The organism is Flavobacterium sp. (assembly GCF_024642105.1).
Taxonomy (GTDB): Bacteria; Bacteroidota; Bacteroidia; order Flavobacteriales; family Flavobacteriaceae; genus Flavobacterium.
Genome location: NZ_JAHEBT010000052.1, coordinates 105302 through 122613 on the forward strand (window position 1 = coordinate 105302; position 17312 = coordinate 122613).

The 17312-nt window shown below is 34.1% G+C and carries 13 protein-coding genes and 2 tRNA genes; 9 read left to right on the forward strand and 6 right to left on the reverse strand.

Annotation, left to right across the window (positions count from 1 at the left end):
• Positions 1-57: 57 nt before the first annotated feature.
• Together Q0L65_RS06045 and Q0L65_RS06050 are read right to left on the reverse strand one after the other, a co-directional pair.
• Entirely contained in the window at positions 58-2301 is a 2244-nt protein-coding gene (locus Q0L65_RS06045; protein WP_296684469.1) for a M1 family metallopeptidase, read from the reverse strand.
• A gap of 56 nt (positions 2302-2357) precedes the next feature.
• Positions 2358-2861 (reverse strand): DUF6702 family protein, encoded by a 504-nt coding sequence (locus tag Q0L65_RS06050; RefSeq protein WP_296684471.1) that lies wholly within the window; start codon positions 2859-2861, stop codon positions 2358-2360.
• Between the two features lie 233 nt (positions 2862-3094).
• Here Q0L65_RS06050 and Q0L65_RS06055 point away from each other — a divergent pair, with 233 nt between their 5' ends.
• Entirely contained in the window at positions 3095-3802 is a 708-nt protein-coding gene (locus Q0L65_RS06055; RefSeq protein WP_296684475.1) for a hypothetical protein, read from the forward strand.
• Positions 3803-4008: 206 nt separating this feature from the next.
• On the opposite strand, the gene Q0L65_RS06060 is transcribed toward Q0L65_RS06055, so the two are convergent.
• The gene (locus Q0L65_RS06060; protein ID WP_296684477.1) at positions 4009-4749 is read right to left on the reverse strand and encodes a carboxypeptidase-like regulatory domain-containing protein; all 741 of its coding nucleotides are present in this window, start codon (positions 4747-4749) and stop codon (positions 4009-4011) included.
• Between the two features lie 360 nt (positions 4750-5109).
• On the opposite strand from Q0L65_RS06060, the gene pepE reads away from it, so the two are divergent.
• Positions 5110-5817: a dipeptidase PepE gene (pepE, locus tag Q0L65_RS06065; RefSeq protein ID WP_296684479.1), complete on the forward strand. Its 708-nt coding sequence runs from the start codon at positions 5110-5112 to the stop codon at positions 5815-5817.
• Positions 5818-6299: 482 nt separating this feature from the next.
• Here the strand turns inward: pepE and Q0L65_RS06070 are convergent.
• Together Q0L65_RS06070 and Q0L65_RS06075 are read right to left on the reverse strand one after the other, a co-directional pair.
• Positions 6300-6372, reverse strand: a tRNA-Gly gene (locus Q0L65_RS06070).
• A 47-nt stretch (positions 6373-6419) separates the two neighbouring features.
• Positions 6420-6492, reverse strand: a tRNA-Gly gene (locus Q0L65_RS06075).
• Positions 6493-6655: 163 nt separating this feature from the next.
• Between Q0L65_RS06075 and Q0L65_RS06080 the strand changes: the two genes are divergently transcribed.
• Entirely contained in the window at positions 6656-7102 is a 447-nt protein-coding gene (locus Q0L65_RS06080) for a GNAT family N-acetyltransferase (RefSeq protein WP_296684481.1), read from the forward strand.
• On the opposite strand, the gene Q0L65_RS06085 is transcribed toward Q0L65_RS06080, so the two are convergent.
• Positions 7099-7797, reverse strand: a complete 699-nt coding sequence (locus tag Q0L65_RS06085; protein WP_296684483.1) for a murein L,D-transpeptidase catalytic domain family protein — start codon at positions 7795-7797, stop codon at positions 7099-7101. The genes Q0L65_RS06080 and Q0L65_RS06085 overlap by 4 nt on opposite strands.
• A 247-nt stretch (positions 7798-8044) precedes the next feature.
• Between Q0L65_RS06085 and Q0L65_RS06090 the strand changes: the two genes are divergently transcribed.
• From Q0L65_RS06090 to Q0L65_RS06115, 6 genes are all read left to right on the forward strand, one after another.
• A complete protein-coding gene (locus Q0L65_RS06090; protein WP_296684484.1) occupies positions 8045-10450 on the forward strand; it encodes a DUF5916 domain-containing protein in 2406 nt (801 codons plus the stop codon).
• Positions 10451-10574: 124 nt separating this feature from the next.
• Positions 10575-12092, forward strand: coding sequence for a 2,3-bisphosphoglycerate-independent phosphoglycerate mutase (gene gpmI, locus Q0L65_RS06095; protein WP_296684486.1), 1518 nt, complete (start codon positions 10575-10577; stop codon positions 12090-12092).
• A 119-nt stretch (positions 12093-12211) separates the two neighbouring features.
• Positions 12212-12883 carry a TetR/AcrR family transcriptional regulator gene (locus Q0L65_RS06100; protein ID WP_296684488.1) on the forward strand — a complete coding sequence of 224 codons (672 nt, stop codon included), beginning with the start codon at positions 12212-12214 and terminating at the stop codon, positions 12881-12883.
• Between the two features lie 6 nt (positions 12884-12889).
• Positions 12890-14554, forward strand: a complete 1665-nt coding sequence (locus Q0L65_RS06105) for an ATP-binding cassette domain-containing protein (protein ID WP_296684490.1) — start codon at positions 12890-12892, stop codon at positions 14552-14554.
• Positions 14555-14557: 3 nt separating this feature from the next.
• Positions 14558-15904, forward strand: coding sequence for an HlyD family efflux transporter periplasmic adaptor subunit (locus Q0L65_RS06110; protein WP_296684492.1), 1347 nt, complete (start codon positions 14558-14560; stop codon positions 15902-15904).
• Entirely contained in the window at positions 15904-17292 is a 1389-nt protein-coding gene (locus Q0L65_RS06115; RefSeq protein WP_296684493.1) for a TolC family protein, read from the forward strand. The genes Q0L65_RS06110 and Q0L65_RS06115 overlap by 1 nt, the downstream gene beginning before the upstream one ends.
• Positions 17293-17312: the final 20 nt, after the last annotated feature.

Genomic DNA, 17312 nt, shown 5'->3' on the forward strand with positions numbered 1-17312 from the left:
TTAAATTTTTCATAAAAAAATAAAGGCTCCAATTGGAGCCTTTATTTTAATTTTCATTTATTCAAATTTTGATTTCACTTCTTGTTTAGGCCAAGTGTTGTTAGTAACATCAACATCTGCTGTTTCTAATTTTGGGTCAATTTGAATTTTCTTAATCGCCTTTGCAGTAGCATATACTTTTCGAGCGGTATCGTTATTTTTTCTCCAAATTTGAGCTGGATATTTAAAGCTTTCTTTCGTGTCGTCCTCATACGTGATTTCCACTACAATAGGCATTAACATTCCGCCTGGTTTATTAAACATCACTTCGTAGAAGTATTTAGGCGCTTTTAAATTCGCTTTTTCATCTGCAGATAAATTTTGATTTACATAATCTGAAAGCAATTTAACATCCTCGATTTTCAATGCTTTTTTATCATTCGGGTTCACCTCCACATTTTGCCCAGAAACCAAATACACAAAAGGTCCTTTGTCTAAACCGAAACGTCCTTTTCTCACTTTTACGTCTTTCAAATCAGTCGTTGCTGTTTCAGAAACATAATATTGTTTGACATCTTCCACCCCAATATCTACAAAATCAGTGGAGTAAAACCAACCTCTAATGAACCAATCCAAATCAAAGGCTGAAGCATCTTCCATAGTTCTAAAGAAATCTTCTGGAGTTGGGTGCTTGAATTTCCAGCGGTTAGCGTATACTTTAAAAGCATGATCAAATAATTCACGGCCCATTACGGTTTCTCTCAAAATATTCAATCCTGTTGCTGGTTTACCGTAGGCATTATTACCAAATTGGTAAATGTTTTCAGAGTTAGACATAATAGGTTCCAAAAACTTTTGGTCACCACTCATATAAGGAACAATGTTTTTAGCTGGACCACGATTAGATGGGTAATTAGCCTCTAATTCTTGTTCTGCCATGTATTGCATAAACGAGTTCAAACCTTCGTCCATCCAAGTCCATTGACGCTCATCAGAATTGACAATCATTGGAAAAAAGTTATGACCCACTTCGTGAACAATCACACTAATCATTCCGTGTTTGATTCTATCACTTGTTACTCCATTTTCATCTGGACGACCGTAGTTCCAACAAATCATTGGGTACTCCATTCCTTGATCTTCTGCCGAAACCGAAACTGCTTTTGGATAAGGATAATCAAACGTATGAGATGAATAACTTTTCAAGGTATGTGCCACCGTTTTGGTAGAATAATCACCCCAAAGCGGATTACTTTCTTTAGGATACACCGACTCCGCCATAACGATTTTGTTGTTCAATTTTACGGCCATCGCGTCATAAATGAATTTTCTTGACGAAGCGATTCCAAAATCTCTCACATTTTTAGCGCTAAAACGCCATGTTTTTTTCTTATCCGAAAATCCTTTTTCAGTAGCTGTTGCTTCTTCTTGAGTCACAATCACAACTGGTTTATCAAATGACTTTTGAGCCAATTCGTATCGCTTCACCTGAGCAGGTGTAAATACTTCGGCACGGTTTAGTAATTCTCCCGTTGCATCAATTACATGATCTGCAGGAACCGTAATATTCACATCAAAATTTCCAAAAGGCAAGGCAAATTCACCGCTTCCCCAGAACTGCATGTTTTGCCAACCCTCTACATCATTGTACACTGCCATTCTTGGGTAAAATTGAGCTATTACATAAATTTTATTGCCGTCTTTTTCAAATAATTCATATCCTGAACGCCCACCTTCTTTTCTATAATTATTGATATTGTACCACCATTTTGTAGAAAAAACGAATTTGTCTCCAGGTTTCATTGGTACTGGCAAATTAATGCGCATCATCGTTTGATTGATGGTATAAGACAAAGCAGTTCCCTTTACATCTTTTACATATTCAATATGAAATCCACGATCTGGTTTCTCTCTCAAATAATCTGTGGCAAATTTTTCAGCTGGCAAGACCTGGTCTATTTTTTGGCTTTCTGCCAAAGGAGATTGAGACGTTTTTGCTTGTTGGTTTTGATCCAATTGCACCCATAAATACTCTAAAGTATCTGGCGAATTGTTCGTGTACGTAACCGTTTCTGAACCACTTAATTTTGAGTTTTTATCGTCTAATTCAATGTCAATTTTATAATCCGCTTGCTGTTGGTAATACGCAGGACCTGGCGCTCCTGAAGCCGTACGAAACATATTGGGTGTAGCCAACAAATCGTACATCTGACTGAATTTATTCGTATCATATTTTCCGGTTTGCTTTGGCGCTGCCGGTGCTGACTTCTCTTGAGCCAAGGTAATTACTGGTAACAGTAACAATAATGCGATTTTTTTCATTTTGGGGAATTTTAGCTTGTGAAAATACTACTTTTTAACAAAAGGACTAATTACAATTAGAATTTTAACACTTCGGTTTTATTGGAAGACGTAAAAAGAACCGTTTTCTTTTCGCCAAAAGCAGTAAAATGCAAAATGTTTTGTTGTTCTGAATTCCAATGTGTTAGCAATGTATTGGTAATTTCAGCCGAATGTAATTTAGCAACATCGGTAACACGACAATAGCAAATCAAGACATCGCCTTCTAGTTCTTTGCTTAAAAAAGCCACCGGCTTGGATTGACCGTTGACTTTGATTTGCAAGTTTTCGGCAAAATATTTTTTGAGTACTCCTTGATCGTCTACCGACTCTTTCTCTGAACCCAAATACACTTTTTTACCGTATTTTTTTTCGATTGCCAAGTTCAAGTCATCGACAAAAATGCGGGACGTGATTTGGAGCATTTTTTTCTCAGGAGTATAATTCACCTGAAAAATAGCCATATAAAACTTATGGACTTCAAAGGCCGAAACACTACAAAACAGCAGCCCTAAAAAGGCCATACAAACGATTTTCTTCATTTTTCAAAAATACAATTTCTTTTGAAATGAAAGTAGCGCTTAAAAAAAGTGAAACAACCCACTTTACTAAGTCGTTAATTTGTAACTTATTTTTTATATTTTAGCATTACGATAAAAACAAATTCGTATCAGACTTATACACCCAAAACAATGTAGCTATGTCTGATTTTGTGAGACATATAAGCAGATTAGCGGCAAGTTTACGTGAAGAATTATAAATTAAAGAACCTATAATGAAAATAAAAAAATGTAGAATTGTGAACAAAAATTTAAAAACAATAATCCTATTCTTTTTCTTTTTAATCTTGCCATTAGCATCTTATTCTCAAAAAGATGTAACGCAATTTCTAGACATTCCTGTTGATGGATACAAACCAGAAATGCTACAAAAAATTAAATCTAAAGGATTTACAGCTAATCGAAATAAAGAAGATATACTAAATGGAGAATTTAATGGAACTGATGTTAATATAGTAATTGCAACGAACAATAACAAAGTTTGGCGTGTTGCAGTTTTAGACGCTAATTCTACAGATGAAACAAATATTAAAATAAGGTTTAACAATCTAATCAAACAATTTGTAAATAATGAAAGGTATTCAAAAGAAGCTGATTCAACAATTGCAAAATATACAATACCTAAAGACGAGAACATTTCTTATGAAATTACAGTCAATAAAAAGCGATACGAAGCCGTATTTTACCAAAAGTCATTAAAATATGACTCTTTAGCAAAAGAAAATGAAATACTTGTAGCGAAAGAAAAACTGACCGATAAAGAAAAGGAAAGAGTTGGAGAGTTAATATTAGAAATGTTTAGAGAAAGTATGAATAGCCTAAATAAACAAGTTTGGTTTATGATTAGTGAAAATTATGGAAAATATAGCATCGTAATATATTATGACAATGAATTTAACAAAGCAAACGGAAATGGTCTTTGATAGAAAACACGAAGAAAATTTAACCGCCGAAAATTTATTTGGAAAAATATAAAACCTGCCTATAATAACAGTTTTGTACTATTGTGAGAAAAGTGCATAATTCATATTTATCTTTCGCTAGAAATTTTATTTTAGAAAAAAAATTATGCCGTGCCGAACGTTAAAAAATCTTTACTAAGCTTAGCATTTTATTCGCAATTTTTAGGTTAATTCTCCTTTTTAGTCGCAATTGTTTCGAGGTATTTTGTCGCCAATTCAGCCAACAAAAATTCAATAGAAGTGTGGTTTTTGGTTTCCAAAACTCGTGTAAATTTTGGATTTTCAACAGCAAAATACAAAAATCCTTTTACATAAATAGAGGGAATGTGTAGGGTATTGACCAAATGATTTTGATCAAACATTGCTTCGAGTTGAGCTAAAAAAGTCTCTTTCTTTTCTACTTCCAATTCTTTTTTAAGCATAGCGGTTCGACCTGAAAAATAATTCAATAGCGGGTCTAATCCCATTGGATTCAATCTACCCGAAGAAGCTGTTGCTAATTTGCGCTCTGCTGGGGTGTATTTTTTTATTCCGTAAGGTATAATGCCCAAAGCCTCTGCCGAAATATTCGGATAACGACGTACAATCACTTCTTTCAATTCATTCATAATGGGTTTCATCTTTACAAAAAACAACGTACTTTGAACATGCTCCTGGGTCAAAGCAACCTTAGTCGATTTGAACTGAACTGCCGATAAAAGTAAGGTGTCGCCCACCGAAGCTTTGATAGAAAAATACCCTTGACTATCCGTTATCGAAGCGTTTTCGGTTTTTAGATTAATCACATAAATCCCTTCTAGATTAGTCATATCGGCATTGACTTTTCCATGGCATTCAACAGCAACGTTGCCTTGAGCAAAAAGCTGGGTGGTACACCAAAAAACTATAAAACAAATCAGTCGTATCATACACGAACTAGCCCCTATCTCAGGAATAGATTACAAAAGTATTGGAGTGTCCTCCAAATTAATTACTAATGAGTTGGTAAAAATTTGTTAATTAAAACCCGTTGGGTGTAATTATTAAAAACGTCATTTCGAGTGTTTTTTGTGTAATCCCGAAACATCGGGATGGAACAAAAAATGTATCGAGAAACGTTTTTAATGAAATTTTACTTGTTCTGTCATCCTGAGCAAAACCGAAGGACAATTTTCTTTTGAAAATCACTCGAACTGACGTAAAATTATCATCAAAAACTAATTACACACAACGTGTTAATTAAAAAACGGGATTATGTACCTTTACCCTACTATAAAATGATTTTGAAGATGAAAAACATCCTATTGGCAAGCACCTCAACGGTATATGGAAGCGGCTTTTTAGACTACCTACTTCCTGAATTGGAGCAGCATTTTAAAGATTGCAACACCCTGCTTTTTATTCCGTATGCTCGATCTGGCGGAATGACACACGAGGAATATACGACTAAAGTGGCTTTGGCTTTTGCCAAAATAAACATTGCCGTAAAAGGAATTCATGAATTTGAAAATCCTGCAGAGGCAGTTCAAAATGCTGAAGGAATTTTTACCGGAGGAGGAAATACGTTTGTTTTGGTTTCCCAATTGTACAAAAATCAAGTGATGGATGTTTTGGCTGAAAAACTAAAAAGCGGAACGCCCTATTTAGGTACTAGCGCCGGCAGCAATATTGCAGGATTAACCATTCAAACCACCAATGACATGCCTATTGTGTACCCTCCTAGTTTTCAAACACTGGGAATGATTCCGTTCAATTTGAATCCGCATTTTATCGATTCTGAAGGGCCTGATAACCACATGGGAGAAACCCGAGAAGCGAGAATTAAGGAATTTCACACCTTCAATTCTATTCCAGTTTTAGGGCTACGCGAAGGAAGTTGGCTAGCAATCAAAGGAAATACAATTACATTAAAAGGCCATCTCAAAGCACGTCTTTTTAGACAAAATCAGTTAGCTGAAGAACTAGAAAGCGGTGCCGATTTAAGTTTTATAAAATAAATCTGTTCTATCCGTGAAATCCGTGGCAAATATTTAACCGCAGATTCGCAGATTATTTTACAAACTTTTTACCACATAGATACATAGAAAGGATAGCCTTTAAAAGATAGAGATAGCCATTTCATTCTTCACATAGCTATGTGAAGAATACAATTATTTCTATCTTTTCTTTTTATTTACCTAAAAGACCTATGTTTCTATGTGGTTAATTTGTATTTATAAATTTTAAATCAATAAACAAAATAAATTTAGAGGAAACCGCAGATTCGCAGATTATTTTACAAACTTTTTACCACATAGATACATAGAAAGGATAGCCTTTAAAAGATAGAGATAGCCATTTCATTCTTCACATAGCTATGTGAAAAATACGATTATTTCTATCTTTTCTTTTTATTTCCTAATAGTCCTATGTTTCTATGTGGTTCATACATCTGAATATAGAAAATAAAAAAGCCGAAACAAAAGTTTCGGCTCTAAAGAGCGGAAGACGAGGCTCGAACTCGCGACAACCAGCTTGGAAGGCTGGAGCTCTACCAACTGAGCTACTTCCGCATGAAAAACAGTAAATAAAAAACCTCAAATTAGATTTGAGGCTTTAGAGCGGAAGACGAGGCTCGAACTCGCGACAACCAGCTTGGAAGGCTGGAGCTCTACCAACTGAGCTACTTCCGCATTTCAACGGTGCAAATATAAATAATAAGTTTTCATGATTGCAAGTTTTTTTCAAAAAAATAACAAACTTCTCTTTTAAGGAAACCAATACATGCACTCGATTTAATTCATAAATATTTTAGTATGAAATTATTATCTCTTTAATTTGTATTAAAATTTTGCTTTGAAAAACAACCATTCTATTCAAGAAATTACCGCAATTCGTACTTATCCCGTAAGACAGGCCGTTTTAAGAGCAGGCAAACCCATTGAAAGTTGCCATTTTGTGGGAGATGAATTACCCTCTACTCATCATTTTGGGTATTTTACAGCAAACCAACTCCTAGGCGTCATCTCTCTTTTTGAAGCTAAAAATGCTACTTTTGAGCAACAAAAATCTTTTCAAATTAGAGGAATGGCCGTTTTAGAAAGCCATCAAAAAAAAGGTATTGGCGAGGCGTTGGTTAGAGAAGTAGAAACCTTTTGTAAAAAACAAAAAACCACATTAATTTGGTTCAATGCTCGAACTTCAGCTGTTGGATTTTATAAAAAAATGGACTATGAAATAGCGGGTTCTGAATTTGAAATTAAGGAAGTTGGGCCTCATTTCTTGATGTATAAAAAAATCTAAGAAGATAGGGATGACACTAATTTAGGATGGTAAATAAAAAGACAAGATTTGTCTTTAATCGCGCTAATAATTTCTTTAGATAAAGCAACTGGAACAGCTGGACATCCTTGACTTCGACCTAATCTTTTATTGTTTTTAACAAAAGAATTAGATACATAGTCTGCCGCATGCATCACCACTCCCCTATTTCTTGCATTGTCGTTGATTCCTTTTTCAAGACCATCTAATCGCAGTGACAATCCGTGTTTCCCATTATACACTTCTCCTGTAGCGTAAAATCCTAAACTACTTTTAAAAGACTGAGCAGCATTCGAAAAACTGTTGGCAAATTCTTCCCCTGTATTTCTTCCATGTGCCACCAAGGATTGAAACAAAATAGTTTTTGAGGCTAAATCAATTACCCAAAGACGTTTCACATTAGACGACAAACTAAAATCAATCAAAGTCAGAATGTCTTTTTTGATTATTCCCTTTTCTTTCAATTTATAAAACCCTTTCAAAGCTTGAGTAAAACTGGCTAACTTAGGCAATTCATACTGATTCGTCTGTAAATCGGAATACAAGGCAACGGCTGCGCTTTCAGTAATTAAATTCGTTTTTTTGGATTTTGACTTTGTTGAAGTGGGATTGGCATTCAGATGAGCCGTAAAAGAAGTAAATAAAAAAAGTGTAATCGTTAAAAATTGGGCAACCATAGTATTTTGTTAATGAATTTTAGATTTGAGAATTGCAAAGATACGCTCAAAAACAAGTCAATCAATTAAAAAACAACACTTTAACTTAATTTTTAACAAATCAAAACGGTTTAACACAACTTATCTTAAATAGATATGATAGTATAGTGTAACAAATTAAAATAATCAAGACTAATTGCATGCAATCCAATTTTATAGACAAAATTACGTTGTACTAATTTAAACCTGCTAATTGCATCCCCAAAATATGAAATCATTTTTCAGCCTAGTTGTAGTCTTTATATGTTGCTTTGGCTATAGCCAAAAAAAATCGTTAACCACTCAGTTCACAACGGAAAAAATTACCATTGATGGTAAATTTGATGAAGGAGCGTGGTTAAAAGCCGACGTAGCCAAAGATTTCGTGATGTGGATGCCAGACAATGGAAAAGCAGAACCCAAAGAAACGCGTACCGAAGTCAGAGTAACTTATGATAATGAAGCGGTCTATTTTGCCGCTACGATGTATGATAATGAACCGACTAAAATCTTAAAAGAATTAAGCCAAAGGGACAACTCTGGAACGGCAGATCGTGTAGGCGTTTTTATCAACGGATACAATGATGGCCAACAAGAATTCAGCTTTATTTTGAGTGCTGCTGGAGTTCAAGAAGATTTTCTTTTTACCGAAAGTAACGGAGAAGATTCTTCATGGAATGCTATTTGGGAAGGGAAAACTCAAATCACCGATTTTGGTTGGACAGCCGAAATAAAAATTCCCTATGCTGCACTTCGATTTTCATCAGAAAAAAAACAAACTTGGGGAATTAATTTCATTCGGGATTTTAAAAGAGCGCGCGCGTTTTATTCTTGGAATTTAATCGATAATAAAATCAATTCTAGAGGCAATCAAGAAGGCGTTTTAAATGGAATTGAAAATATTAAAACTCCCACTCGTCTATTCCTTATACCCTATTCTTCTTTTTACTTGAACTCAAATGCCAATCAAAAAACAAAAGGTGATTTAAAAGGTGGAGTCGACATTAAATACGGCATTAATGATGCGTTTACTTTAGATGCTATTTTAGTGCCCGACTTTGGGCAAACCACTTTTGACAATGTAATTTTAAACTTAGGACCTTTTGAACAACAATTCAATGAAAATCGTCCTTTTTTTACGGAAGGAACAGAGTTATTTAGTAAAGGTGATTTATTTTATTCTCGAAGAATTGGCGGAAGCCCAACTATTTATCCTGACTTATTTTCTAACGAGTCGTTTACCGAATATCCTGCAAAGGTCAATTTACTAAACGCTTTAAAAATTTCAGGAAGAACTAAAAATGGTTTAGGCATTGGTGTTTTGAACGCTGTGACTGAGAAAACAGAAGCTATTATTACCAATGATATTACTGGAACTACTCGTAAGGCATTGATAGAACCTTTGGCTAATTACAATGTATTTGTTTTAGACCAACGCTTTAGGAAAAATTCATCTGTTTCCTTTATCAATACCAATGTAACGCGCAATGGAGATGGACGTGACGGAAATGTTTCGGCTCTTTTATTTGATTTAAACACGAAGAAAAATACCTATAATTTATCTGGGGATTATAAATATAGCTTTGTTAATGGATTAGGTGTAGAAAATAAAAAAGGATACAGTTCTAGTATCAATATTGGAGAAACTAGTGGCAAGTTTCAGTATGGAGCTGGGGCTGAATATATTTCAAAAGAATTTGACAAAGACGATATGGGCATTCAATTCCAGAGCAATTATCATAGTTTCTATTCCAATGGAAGTTACCGCATTTTAAACCCGACCAAGACCTTCAATATGTTCAACATATATGTGAATCTCTATTCAGAATTTGACAACCGCTCAGGTCGAATCCAACAAGGAATGATGAATTTTAATTTGAATTCTATGACCAAAAAGAATAATTATTATGGTGGTGGTTTCAATGCAAGGCCAATAAAAACCTATGATTTCTATGAACCAAGAACACAAAACCAATCCCGTTTTCTTAAAATTCCAGAAGTAATAAACGCCTATTTTTTTTACTCTTCGAATTACAATAACCGCTTTGCTTTTGAATTTAATCCTTCCTACGGGATAGCTAATGAAAAAGGACGAATCGGATATGGACTCTCCATTTCACCACGATACCGTTTTTCGGATCACTTTTCTTTAAACTTTAACTTCGACTTTAGTCAACAAAATAATAACATAGGTTATGTAGGGGACAATTCCGTTTCAAATGAAATTTTTATGGGACGTAGAGATCGCTCCACATATATCAACACCTTACAAGGAAAGTTCACTATTAATAGCGACATGAACTTTAACCTTTCGTTGCGCCATTATCTGAGCTACGCAACCTATAATCAATATTATAGCTTGCAAAATGACGGATCAATTGTACCCACATCGAATTATACCGAAAACAGCAACTCCAATTTTAACGCTTGGAATTTAGATTTGTCGTATTCTTGGTGGTTTGCTCCTGGAAGCCAAGTTTCTATCTTATATAGAAACAATGCCGCTTTATTTGAAAATGAATTCAAACGAGATTTAGGCAATAATTTTCAAAAAGTGATTGATAAGAATAACTTAAACCATGTTTTTTCAATAAGTGTTCGTTACTTTATCGACTACAACTCTTTAAAAAAATAATAAATTTCCATCAAATTCATTTATAAAACAAAAACGATTGTATTTGTTACTATTTGAATAATTGTGAATTGGAAGTATTCGGAGATTTTTAGAAATGCCTTATCTTTGCCTAAAATAAATTCCGATGAACAAGAAAGTTATCCTTATGATTTTAGACGGTTGGGGAAAATCTCCTGACCCTAAAGTATCTGCAATAGACAATGCGAATGTCCCTTTTATAAATAGTTTATATACAAAATACCCAAGCGCTCAATTGAGAACTGACGGTTTAAACGTTGGTTTGCCTGAAGGTCAAATGGGAAATTCAGAAGTAGGCCACATGAACCTTGGAGCTGGACGTATTGTGTACCAAGATTTAGCCAAAATTAATTTGGCCGTAGCCAATAAAACATTGGCCAAAGAACAAGTGCTGATTGACGCTTTTAACTACGCTAAAGCCAACAATAAAAAAGTACACTTTTTAGGTTTGGTTTCTGATGGTGGTGTACACTCGCACACCTCTCATTTAAGAGGTTTGATCGATGCTTCACAAGAATACGGACTAGACAAAGTATTCATTCACGCGTTTACTGACGGACGTGACGTAGATCCTAAATCAGGAAAAAAATACATTCAAGACTTACACGATTATATTGCGCCAACACCGGTTAAAATTGCCTCGGTAATTGGTCGTTACTACGCAATGGATCGTGACAAACGTTGGGAAAGAGTAAAATTAGCCTACGATTTAGTGGTACATGGAACTGGAACTCCAACAAAAGATGTGGTAACTTCTATTGCAACCAGTTACGGAAACGATGTGACTGATGAATTTATTCAGCCGCTTGTTGCTGTGGATGCTAACGAAAAACCATTGGCTATAATTGAAGAAGACGACGTGGTTATTTTCTTCAACTTTAGAACTGATAGAGGTCGTGAATTGACTGAAGCGCTTTCGCAACAAGATTTTCACGAGCAAAACATGCACAAATTGAATTTGTATTATGTAACGCTAACCAACTACGACGAAACCTACCAAAATGTAAAAGTGGTGTACAATAAAGATAACATCACAGAAACTTTAGGGGAAGTATTGGAAAAAGCCAACAAAAAACAAATTCGTATTGCCGAAACTGAGAAATACCCACACGTGACGTTTTTCTTTTCGGGCGGTAGAGAAACTCCTTTCGAGGGTGAAACTAGAATCTTAAGAAACTCACCTAAAGTGGCGACTTACGATTTGAAACCAGAAATGAGTGCTTACGAATTGAAAGACGCTTTGGTTCCTGAATTGAATAAAGGAGAAGTGGATTTTGTTTGTTTGAACTTCGCTAACGGAGACATGGTAGGACACACCGGAATCATGGAAGCGGCTATCAAAGCTTGTGAAGCGGTAGATATTTGTGTAAAAGAAGTGGTAGAAGCGGCTTTAACTAATGACTATACTACTATCATCATTGCAGATCACGGAAACTGTGAAACCATGATTAATCCTGATGGATCACCTAATACAGCACACACTACGAATCCTGTGCCAATTATTTTAGTAGATAAAGACTTGAAAAAAATTAACGACGGTGTTTTAGGAGATATTGCTCCAACCATTTTAGAATTGATGGGCGTTGCACAACCTGCTGCTATGACAAGTCATTCGTTATTGTAGAATAAACTACCTTAAAAAGCAAAGCTGTTCCAATTTGGAGCAGCTTTTTTTATAAATAAAAGTTAAAATTTCAATATTAATAGTAATACTATTATATTTGCATAAAAATATATCATTTTATGCAAGCTATTTTATCCAACATCATCATTTCGGTCAATGACAAGCTCTACGTCAAGAACCCTGAAACATCCGATTTAGGCAAAAAAATTATTGAACATAGTATTGTATTGATTAATGAAATTGGCTTTGAAAACTTCACCTTTAAAAAATTAGGCGAAAAAATAAATTCCAATGAAAGTTCAATTTATCGCTATTTCGAAAGCAAACATAAGTTAATGTTGTACCTATCTTCTTGGTATTGGGGCTGGATTGAATACAAACTCGTTTTTGCGACAAGCAATGTCTCAGACCCAATGGAAAAATTAAAAAAAGCAATCACTATAGTGACTGAAAAAGTAGAAGATGACACCGCTACTTTACATATTAATGAATCCATTTTGAATAAAATTATTATCCAAGAATTCACTAAAACTTTACTTACTAAAGAAGTTGACGAAGAAAATAAAGAAGGATTTTTTATCGTATATAAAAGAATTATCAATCGAATAATTGAAATTATAGTAGAGACTAATCCTAACTATACTTTTGCAAAAAGCCTAGCGTCTTCTATCGTTGAAGGAGCTTTACACCAACATTTTTTAAAAGAGCACCTAACAACTATTACCAACTGCACCGAAACGTGTTCTGTAACAGATTTTTATATTGATTTAGCTGAAAAAACTCTAAGATAACTAATTATGAGCCAGACCCCCTTACAACGATTTTATAATTTATTAAAACTAGACCGAAAAGATATTTCACAAATCTTTTTTTACGCCATTTTTTCAGGATTAGTTAGTCTCTCTTTGCCTTTAGGAATCCAAGCTATTATTAACTTGATACAAGCTGGAAGGATAAGTATCTCCTGGATTGTGTTGGTACTAATTGTAGTAATTGGTGTTGCACTTGTTGGTATTCTATCTTTAATGCAATTACGAATCACAGAAAACTTACAACAAAAAATATTTGTTCGTTCTTCTTTTGAATTTGGGTATCGTTTGCCAAAAATAAAATTTGAAGAATTATACAACCAATATCCACCTGAATTAGCTAACCGATTTTTTGACACACTAACCATTCAGAAAGGAACATCAAAACTCTTAATTGATTTTTCAACCGCTTTATTACAAATTGTTTTTGGAATACTGTTACTGTCTTTGTACCATCCGTTTTTCATATTTTTCGGTGTACTCTTATCCTTTCTACTTTATTCTATATTTAGATTTTCTTTCCAGGCAGGACTATCATCAAGCTTGAAAGAATCAAAATACAAATACAAAGTGGTCAGTTGGTTACAAGAAATTGCTCGAAATAATTTTAGTTTTAGAAAACAAGAAAATTTTGAATTTGCTCTTGAAAAAAACAATCATTTGGTAGAAGAATATATTAATTACCGCGAAAAACATTTTAAAGTAATTAAACGACAATTCACTCAATTAATTGGTTTTAAAGTAATCATAACAGCCAGTTTATTATTAATTGGTGGCTATTTGGTTTTAAATCAAAAAATGAACATTGGTCAGTTTGTAGCTGCCGAAATTATCATTTTATTGGTAATTAATTCAGTAGAAAAAATTATTATTGGACTAGAAAGCTTGTATGATGTTTTAACTTCTGTTGAAAAAATCGGTCAAATAGTAGATTTAAAAATGGAAGAACTTAGTGAGCAAAATTCGGATTATTGTTTTACTAACATCTCCATCGAAACCGAAAATCTTAAGTTTAAATATCCTGATTCAACCGATGATATTTTAAGCGAAATCAATCTGAAAATTGAACCTTCAGAAAAAATATATCTAGACGGAGCTAACGGTTCAGGAAAATCAACACTTATCCGAATTTTAGCCGGATTTTTTCAACCTACCTCTGGTTCGTTTTTTATCAATGACGATACATATAGAAAAATAGATTTAGCTCAATATCGTTCGCAAATAAGTACCATTACTCAAGGAGAAACCCCTTTTGAAGGAACAGTTTTGGAAAACATTACTATGAATAATCCATCTATATCGAATGAAGATATTAAATGGGCAATTGAGAGCGTACAATTAGGATCATTTATAAAAACCTTACCGGAAGGTTTAGATACTAAAATTTTTCCAGATGGGCGACAATTATCTTCTTCTAATGCCCAAAAAATACTATTAGCCCGAAGCATTATAAACAAACCTAAAATAGTATTTTACGAAGATCCATTAGACAAAATGGACGAAGAAGCGACCAAAGACATTATTGATTTCTTAACCAACTCTTCAAACCAATGGACTGTTATTGTATCTTCAAAAAACAGCTATTGGGAAGAAAAATGCGGTAGAAAAATCACTCTACAAAACGGAAAAATAATTGCTGACCTAAAAAAATAAGACATGCTAAATATTTCAAAAAAAAATCCAATTGCTGAAAACATTGAACACTACAGCACTGTGAAAAATTTGGCTAATAGGCCCCATTACCAAATTTTAAATAAAATCATTGTATATGTTTCGCTTATTGGTATCGTCATCCTTTTCCTTCCATGGACACAAAACATTTCAGGTTCTGGAGCTGTTACCACATTAAAACCCGATCAACGTCCGCAAACTATTCATTCTGCTATTGCTGGAAGAATTGAAAAGTGGTATGTAAAAGAGGGAGATTATGTAAAAAAAGGCGATACTATTTTATTTATTTCAGAGATTAAAGAAGACTATTTCGATCCAAATTTAGTGAATAACACTAAAAATCAAGTAGATGCTAAAAAAATGGCATTACAATCTTATGGAAGCAAAGTCTCGACCTTATCCTCTCAAATTAATGCAATTCAAAATGAGAAACAACTCAAGTTGCAGCAAGCACAAAACAAAATCCGTCAATCGTTACTTAAAGTAAAAAGTGACAGTATGGACTTGGAAGCGGTCAAAACTCAAATTAAAATTGCAAATACACAATACAATCGCGCCGTGACATTAAACAAAGAAGGTTTAAAGCCAATGACTGATGTGGAGGAAAAAAGATTAAAACTGCAAGAAGTAGAAGCGAAAATCATTACCCAAGAAAATAAATTATTATCGAGCAAAAATGAATTTATCAATTCTAAAGTCGAAGTAAATCGAATTCAAGCTGAATACTCGGAGAAAGTTTCCAAGGCTGAAAGTGATCAATATACCGCTTTGAGCAATCAATATGACACCGAGGCTCAGGTAAATAAATTACAAAATCAGTATGTGAATTATCAAATTCGTAACGGGATGTATTATATAAAAGCACCTCAAGATGGGTATATCAATCGAGCTATTCAATCTGGACTTGGAGAAATTATTAAAGAAGGTACTCAAATTGTAAGCATTATGCCTTCTAAATATGATATTGCTGTCGAGACCTTTGTTACCCCTTCGGACCTACCACTAATTCATAAAGGAGAAAAAGTACGCATTTGGTTTGATGGATGGCCGACAGTTGTGTTTTCAGGTTGGCCCAATATGAGTTATGGAACTTTTGGCGGAAAAATTGTAGCGGTTGAAAATTTCATAAGTGCCAATGGAAAATTCAGAGTATTGATTGCGCCAGACCAAGAAGAAGATGCCTGGCCAAAGCAAATTAGCATCGGTTCTGGAGCTCAAACATTGGCTTTGCTAGATAATGTCCCAATATGGTTTGAACTATGGAGAACTCTAAACGGCTTCCCTCCTAATTATTACCAACCAAAAGAAGAAAAATCTAAAGAGAAAAAATAATGAAGAATATAGGCATTCTATTCCTGCTTTTTTGTTCATTGGCTTGGGGACAAGAACAGAATCCAAAAGAATTCAGTTACAATGAGTTTTTAGGATATGTAAAAAAATACCATCCTTTAGCGAAACGTGCACAACTCGAAATCAATCAAGCACAGGCTAATTTGATGATGGCCCGTGGGGGATTTGACCCAAAAATCGAAGCTGATTTTGACCAAAAACAATTCAAAGGCAAAGAATATTATTCGGTTTTCAATAGTAGTTTTAAAATCCCTACCTGGTACGGAATTGAAGTAAAAGCAGGTTTTGACAACAGCGAAGGTATCTTTGTAAACCCTGAAAATTCACTTCCAAATCAAGGATTAACCTCTTTAGGAATAACTATTCCAATTGGGCAAGGATTAGTAATCAACCAGCGTATGGCCGATTTACGAAAAGCAAAAATTCAAATCCAATTAAGCCAAGCCGAACGAAAATTGCAAGCTGTTGAAGTACTTTACAATGCATCGGTGGCCTACTTCAATTGGAAAAGAAATCACAGTGAAGTACAATTGTATACCAATTATTTAAACAATGCAACCATCCGCTACAAAGGAGTTTTAACTTTAATTAAAAACGGAGACAAACCTGCTATAGATAGCGTTGAAGCAGGGATTGTGGTAAAAACAAGACGATGGAACTTGGAAGAATCCAAACTAAAATTAGCCAAATCAAAATTAGAAATATCTAATTATTTGTGGTTGGACAACAATATTCCTTTAGAACTGCAAGACGACATAATTCCAGAAAGTAAATTAGAACAAACAATCAGTGAAACTTTGAAAATTAATGAACTACTAACTGAAAAACTATCTGTTGAGAATCATCCTAAAATCAATTCTTTAGAAAACAAGTTGGCTATTTTAGAAGTGGATCGAAAGCTAAAAGCAAATAATTTATTACCAAAAATGGATGTGGGTTACCATTATTTATCAGAACCCAATTATTGGAACGACACCAATTTTAATAATTACAAAATTGGAGTGAATTTCAAATTCCCATTATTTCTTAGAAAAGAACGTGGCAGTTTGCAATTAGCTAAATATAAAATTCAAGACACCAAATTAACTTTAGATTTGGAGCGCATCCAACTGAAAAATAAAATCAATGCCCAACAAACCGAAATAAGATCAATTGAAAAGCAACTCCAATTGATTACTGAATTAGTAAAAGATAATAATCAGATGCTTCAGTCAGAAGAACGATTATTTACTTTAGGGGAGAGTTCTATTTTTTTACTCAATTCAAGAGAAAACAATTTGGTAAGCATCCAACTCACACAATTAGGATTGGGAAATCGATTTTTAAACTCGAATGCTGAATTATTCAAAATAATGGCAAATCCAGATTAATAGTATTACTTTTGCATTCT